Annotated in this window: 4 protein-coding genes and 1 pseudogene; 4 read left to right on the top strand and 1 reads right to left on the bottom strand. The window is 76.4% G+C overall.

Annotation, left to right across the window (positions count from 1 at the left end):
• The first annotated feature begins 19 nt into the window (after positions 1-19).
• The 4 genes and pseudogenes from FRZ03_RS38790 (at position 20) to FRZ03_RS04265 (ending at position 4,762) form a co-directional block, all read left to right on the top strand.
• Complete coding sequence (locus FRZ03_RS38790; RefSeq protein ID WP_398659702.1) at positions 20-655, top strand: LuxR C-terminal-related transcriptional regulator; 636 nt, start codon at positions 20-22, stop codon at positions 653-655.
• A 76-nt stretch (positions 656-731) separates the two neighbouring features.
• Positions 732-998 (top strand): annotated as a pseudogene (locus tag FRZ03_RS04275) (ATP-dependent helicase); the annotation flags it as partial.
• A 180-nt stretch (positions 999-1,178) separates the two neighbouring features.
• The gene (locus FRZ03_RS04270; protein ID WP_146463789.1) at positions 1,179-2,741 is read left to right on the top strand and encodes an SDR family oxidoreductase; all 1,563 of its coding nucleotides are present in this window, start codon (positions 1,179-1,181) and stop codon (positions 2,739-2,741) included.
• Positions 2,742-3,391: 650 nt separating this feature from the next.
• Positions 3,392-4,762: a cryptochrome/photolyase family protein gene (locus FRZ03_RS04265; protein WP_146463788.1), complete on the top strand. Its 1,371-nt coding sequence runs from the start codon at positions 3,392-3,394 to the stop codon at positions 4,760-4,762.
• A 186-nt stretch (positions 4,763-4,948) separates the two neighbouring features.
• Here FRZ03_RS04265 and FRZ03_RS04260 read toward each other — a convergent pair whose 3' ends face one another.
• The gene (locus FRZ03_RS04260) at positions 4,949-6,361 is read right to left on the bottom strand and encodes an amino acid permease (protein WP_146463787.1); all 1,413 of its coding nucleotides are present in this window, start codon (positions 6,359-6,361) and stop codon (positions 4,949-4,951) included.
• Positions 6,362-6,406: the final 45 nt, after the last annotated feature.

Genomic DNA, 6,406 nt, shown 5'->3' with positions numbered 1-6,406 from the left:
CCGCGATGGCGGGCAGGGTGTGGGGGGCGGAGTCGGCGGGGGTGGCGGCCACGGGGGCGCGCGCGCCGGGCCGGGCGGGGAGCAGGGCGGTGGCCTGGGCGCGGCCCAGGCCCTTGCCGGAGTGGAGGTCCATGAGCACCACGGCGATGTCGCCCGCGCCGCCGCGGGCGACATCGACGTGGTGCTCATGGACCTCCAGTTCGGCAAGGGCATGGGCGGCGCACAGGCCACCGCCCTGATCACCGCCCGGCCCGGCGCGCCCCGCGTCGTGGTCGTCACCACGTACGACTCCGACGCCGACACCCTGCCCGCCATCGAGGCCGGTGCCACCGGCTACCTCCTCAAGGACGCGCCTCCCGAGGACCTGGCCGCCGCCGTGCGCACCGCCGCCGCGGGCCGCACCACCCTCGCCCCCGCGGTCGCCGAGCGGCTCATGAACCGGCTGCGCGCCCCCGGCACCGCCCTGACCCGGCGCGAGACCGAGGTCCTCGCCCTGGTCGCCGACGGTCTCTCCAACCAGGCCGTCGGCCGGCGCCTCCACCTCACCGAGGGAACCGTCAAGTCCCACCTTGCCCGCGTCTACACCAAACTCGGCGTCGACTCGCGCACCGCCGCGGTCGCCGCCGCCACCGACCTGGGCCTCATCCGCCGCTGACCGGCCGCGGGCCGCTCGGCGGCGCGGACCCCGCCGCGCCACGGACCGGGTCGACCGCGCCGCGCCGGCCTCGTGGCGCGCGCTGCGCGGGGGGCGGGGCGAGCCGATCGGCCGTATGGGAGTCTTCCCTGTTCCTGGGGGCGGGTGCGGGAACGAACGCCTGGTGAAGCTGCTGGAGACCAAGACCCGCCGGTTCGACGCCTACGCGCGCCGCAGGGCCGTCGCCGAGGCCACGGCGGACGCGGCCGACGTGTCGGACACCGAGCCGGCCCGCCCGATCGTCGAGGAGGAACAGGCCCGCCTGGGCGTGACGGACGGCCGCCCGCTGCAACCGAGCGAGTGACGCGGCGCGGCGCGCACGCCGGACCGGACCGCCGCGCACCGAAGGAGCCGGGGCGGCCGGCGGCGACCCGCCGGGCGCGGACATCACCCGATCGCCACGCCGTGCCCGGCCCGCATCCGGCGGTGCGGCCAGCACGCTGGAGAGACCCGGGAGCGCGCTCCGGCGCACCGGGACCCGAGCATGGACGGGGGCGGACCCGTGGCGGACGAGACGACCGAGCCGGCGGCCCGGGACACGGCACGGGCCGGGGCACCGGCCTGCCTGGTCACCGGCGCCAGCGGCTACCTCGGCGGGCGGCTCGTGCCGGAACTGCTGGACGCCGGGTACCGGGTGCGCTGTCTGGCCCGCACCCCGCGCAAACTGCGCGACCACCCGTGGGCCGACCGGGTGGAGATCGTCCGGGGCGACGTCACGGACGCCGGGTCCCTGGCGCGGGCGATGGCGGGCATGGACGTGGCCTATTACCTGGTGCACGCGCTCGGCACGGGCCGCGACTTCGAGCGGACCGACCGGGAGGCGGCCCGGATCTTCGGCGAGCAGGCCCGGCGGGCCGGGGTGGAGCGCCTGGTCTACCTCGGCGGACTGACCCCCGCCGGGGTCCCCGAGCGGCAGCTGTCACCGCATCTGCGCTCCCGGGCCGAGGTCGGCCGCATCCTGCTCGACTCGGGCGTGCCGACCGCCGTGCTGCGCGCCGCCGTCGTCATCGGATCGGGTTCCGCGAGCTTCGAGATGCTGCGCTACCTCACCGAGCGGCTGCCGGTGATGGTCACCCCGCGCTGGGTGCACACCCGCATCCAGCCCATCGCCGTCCGCGACGTGCTGCGCCTCCTGGCCGGCTGCGCCCGGCTGCCCCCCGACGTCGCCCGCACCTTCGACATCGGCGGCCCCGAGGTGCTCACCTACCTGGAGATGATGCAGCGGTACGCCGCCGTCGCCGGCCTGCCCCGCAGGGTGATCCTGCGCGTACCGGTGCTCACCCCCGGACTGTCCAGCTACTGGGTCGGGCTGGTGACCCCGGTGCCGGCCGCCATCGCGCGCCCGCTGACGGAGTCGCTGCGGTACGAGGTCGTCTGCCACGAGAACGACATCGAACGCTACGTGCCCTCCCCGCCCGGCCACCCCCTCGGCTTCGACCGGGCCGTCGCCCTGGCGCTCCAGCGGGTCCGTGAGGCCCGGGTCGACACCCGCTGGTCGTCCGCCGCCGTGCCCGGCGCCCCGAGCGATCCGCTGCCGACCGACCCGGACTGGGCGGGCGGCAGCCTCTACACGGACGTGCGCGAACGCGCCGCCGACGTGCCGCAGGAGGCGCTCTGGCAGGTGGTCGAGGGCATCGGCGGGGAGAACGGCTGGTACTCCTTCCCCCTGGCCTGGGCGGTACGCGGGTGGCTCGACCGGCTCGTCGGCGGTGTGGGCCTGCGCCGCGGCCGGCGGGACGCGCGCCGGCTGCGGGTGGGCGACTCGCTCGACTTCTGGCGGGTGGAGGAGATCGAGCGCGGCCGGCTGCTGAGGCTGCGCGCCGAGATGAGGCTGCCGGGCCTGGCCTGGCTGGAGATGCGGGTCGAGGACGACGGCGGCGGAGGCTGCCGCTACCGGCAGCGGGCGCTGTTCCATCCCCGGGGGCTGCTCGGCCACCTGTACTGGTGGAGCGTCTCGCCGTTCCACGCGGTCGTCTTCGGCGGCATGGCCCGCAACATCGTGCGCGCCGCCACCCGCGCCGCGTCCCGAGCCCCGGAAGGAGGCTGACCGCATGGCCGCCGCGGCCACCCTGTTCACCGCGGACCCGTGTCCGCGCGACCGTCCGCCGCTGTGTGCGGCGCCGGCCGCCGTGGACGGGGTCGCTCTGTCCGCGCCCTGGTGGGTCGCGCCCGGTCCCCGCGGGAGGGTGCCGTCCGCCGGCCCCGGGGAGGGGGCTGACTCCGTGGCCGCCGCGGTCGTTCTGTTCACGGCGGACCCGTGTCCGCGCGACCGTCCGTCGCTGTGTGCGGCGCCGGCCGCCGTGGGCGTGGTCGCTCCGTCCGCGCCCCGGCGGGTCGCGTCCGGTCCTCGCGGGAGGGTGCCGTCCGTCGGCCCCGGGGAGGGGGCTGACTCCGTGGCCGCCGCGGTCGTTCTGTTCACGGCGGACCCGTGTCCGCGCGACCGTCCGCCGCTGTGTGCGGCGCCGGCCGCCGCGGGCTGGGTCGCCCCGTCCGCGCCCTGGCAGGTCGCGCCCTGTCATCGCGGGACGGTGCCGTCCGCGGGCTCCTGGAGGGGCACTGATCGCATGGCCGCTCCGGGCCGTGCCGCCACCGCCACCGCCCGCCCCGCCGCCGCTCCGGTCGGCCGCACCTCTTTCGGACCCACCGCGTCCCCGCGGGACGGTGCCGTCCGCCGACCCCGGGAAGGGGGCTGACTCCATGGCCGCCGCGGTCGTCCTGTTCACCTCGGACCTGCGTCTGCACGACCATCCGCCGCTGCGTGCGGCGCTGGCCGCCGCGGACGAGGTCGTCCCGCTGTTCGTCCGGGACCGGGCCGTCGAGGCGGCCGGGTTCGCCGCTCCGAACCGCACCGCCTTCCTCGCCGACTGCCTGGGCGACCTGGACACGGCGCTGCGCGAGCGCGGCGGCCGGCTCGTGGTGCGTTCCGGCGACCTGGTGACGCAGGTGTGCGGGGTGGCGGCACAGGCGGACGCCGGAGAGGTGCACATGGCGGCCGCGCACAGCGCCTTCGCCACCCGCCGGGAGGACCGGCTGCGGCGGGCGCTGGAGGCCGCCGGGCGCCGGCTGATCGTGCACGACGCGGTGACCGTGGCCGTGCCCCCCGGCGAGGTGACCCCGGCCGCCTCCGATCACTTCGCGGTCTTCACGCCGTACTACCGGCACTGGGCGCGGGTCCGTCCGCGCGCGGCCCTGACCGCCCCGCGCCGGGTGCGCGTACCGGACCGGGTGACGGGCGAACGGCCGCCGGACCGCGATGCCGTCACCGGTGTCTCACCGGCCCTGCCGAGGGGCGGCGAGAGCGAGGGCCGCACACGGCTGACCGCCTACTGGCGCGCGGGCCTGGCCGGTTACGCCGACACCCACGACGACCTGGCGGCCGACGCCACCTCGCGGCTCTCCGCGCATCTGCACTTCGGCACCCTGTCCCCGGTGGAGCTGGTCCACCGGGCCCGCCGCCACGGCGGCCCGGGCGCCGAGGCACTGGTACGGCAGCTCGCCTGGCGCGACTTCCACCGCCAGGTCCTCGCCGCCCGCCCCGCCGCCGCGCACGCCGACTACCGCACCAAGGGCGACCACTGGCGCACGGAGCGCACCGCGCGGGACGACATCGAGGCGTGGCGGCAGGGCCGTACCGGCTACCCGGTGATCGACGCGGCGATGCGGCAGCTGCGCCACGAGGGCTGGATGCACAACAGGGCCCGGCTGCTCACCGCCGGGTTCCTGACCAAGACGCTCTACGTCGACTGGCGGATCGGTGCCGCCCACTTCCTGTACTGGCTGGTCGACGGCGACATCGCCAACAACCAGCTCAACTGGCAGTGGATGGCCGGGACCGGCACGGACACCCGCCCCAACCGGGTCCTCAACCCCGTCCTCCAGGCCAGGCGGTACGACCCCGACGGCGCCTATGTGCGCCGCTGGGTGCCCGAACTCGGCGGCGTCGCCGGCCCGGCCGTCCACGAGCCGTGGAAACTGCCCGGCGGGGTACGGGCCGCGCTGGACTACCCCGACCCGGTGGTCGGCCTGGCCGAGGGCCTGGACCGCTTCCGCCGGGCTCGCGGCCGGTAGCAAGCACCGCCTTGCGGGCCGGGCCTGCGGCCGGTAGCAAGCCCCGCCGTGCGGGCCGCGCCCAGTCGTACAGCCGGCGGGAGCCGTCACCCTCCGCGTGGTCGTGGTCGGTGGAGACGCTGAGATGCCGCCGGCTGCTCCAGGCCAAGGCGGCCGGCCTCGCCGGGGCGTGACCGGCCGGGCGCGCTACTCGGCGACCGGCTCCGCGCGACGGCCGCGGCGGGCCGCCATCACCGCGTAGACGAGCACGCCGACGAAGAGGAACAGCGCGCCCTGGTACACCGCCGCGTAGCCGGCGCCCGCCATCAGCCAGATCGAGAACACGGCCGCGACCACGGTGATCACCGAGTCCCGCACCAGCCGCCCCCGGTCCACCGACGCGGCCCGGCCGGAGACGAGGTGGAACAGCTGCGCGGCGGTGGCCAGCAGGTACGGCACGGTCGCCGTGAAGGTGGTGACGAGGACCAGCACCTCGAAGACCTTGCCGGAGCCGGACAGGTAGTTGTACGCGGTCAGCAGGGAGGCGAGCACCACGGTGACGCCGACGCCGACCGTCGGCACGCCCCGGCGGCGCCGGGTGAACGCGGCCGGGAAGAGCCCGTCGCGCGCGGCGGCGTACGGGGTCTGGGCGCTGAGCAGGGTCCAGCCGTTCAGGCAGCCGATCATCGACACCAGCGCGGCGAGCGCCACGGCCCAGCCGCTCCAGTTGCCGCCGAACATCGCGTTCACGGCGTCCGAGAAGGGCGCGGTGGAGTGCACCAGGCGGTCGTGCGGGACCGTGCCGAACACGGACAGCGTGCCCAGCAGGTAGACCAGCGCGGCGCCCGCGGTGCCGATGACGGTCGCGCGGCCCACGTTGCGGCGGGCGTTCTTGACCTCACCGGCGCTGACCGCGGCGGACTCCACCCCGAGGTAGGAGAAGAGCAGCAGCGCGGCGGAGGCGGACACCGCGCCGATCGCGCCGTGGCCGCTGGAGTTGAACGGCCCGAGCCGGGAGGGATCGAAGAAGAACAGCCCGCCGATCGCGACGAGCAGCAGCGGCACGAACTTCAGCACCGTGGAGACCACCTGCACGGCGCCCACGTAGCGGGTGCCCGCGAAGTTGGCGAGCGCCGGCAGCCACTGGATCACCAGCGCGGCCAGACACGCGGTCCAGCGGTGGCCGCCGACCGGGATCAGCACGTCCAGGTAGCCGACGGCGGCGACCGCGAGGGCCGCGTTCGACACCCAGGTGGTGATCCAGTACGACCAGGCCGCGAGGAAGCCCGCGAAGTCGCCGAACGCCCCGCGGGCGTAGACGTAGGGGCCGCCGGTGCGGGGGTCGCGCGCGGCGAGCCGGCCGAAGACCAGGGCGAGGGCGATGGCGCCCACGGTGAGCACGCCGAAGGCGACCAGGCTGACCGTGCCGTAGGGGGCGATGGAGGCGGGGAGCAGGAAGATGCCCCCGCCGATGATGTTGCCCATGACCAGGGCGGTGGCCACGGGGAGCCCGAACCGGCGGGCGTGCCGGCCGGCACCGCCGTGGGGGTCCTCGCCGGGAACCGCGGGGTTCTCCGAGGGGGCCGGAGCCGACGGGGATGCGGTTCCGGTGACGTGCATGGGTGGTGCGCCTCTCATCAAGCCGATGCCCCGGGATCGCCGGGA

Origin of the sequence: Streptomyces misionensis, assembly GCF_007896895.1 — a bacterium.
GTDB classification, from domain to species: Bacteria; Actinomycetota; Actinomycetes; order Streptomycetales; family Streptomycetaceae; genus Streptomyces; species Streptomyces misionensis_A.
The sequence above is the reverse complement of the archived record's forward strand: the minus strand, read 5'-3'. Positions and strand labels throughout refer to the sequence as shown.

Bases quoted from the DNA above. Each gene is read 5' to 3' on its own strand.
- FRZ03_RS04270 (WP_146463789.1), top strand. From the start codon at position 1,179: ATGGACGGGGGCGGACCCGTGGCGGACGAGACGACCGAGCCGGCGGCC.
- FRZ03_RS04265 (WP_146463788.1), top strand. From the start codon at position 3,392: ATGGCCGCCGCGGTCGTCCTGTTCACCTCGGACCTGCGTCTGCACGAC.
- FRZ03_RS04260 (WP_146463787.1), bottom strand. From the start codon at position 6,361: ATGCACGTCACCGGAACCGCATCCCCGTCGGCTCCGGCCCCCTCGGAG.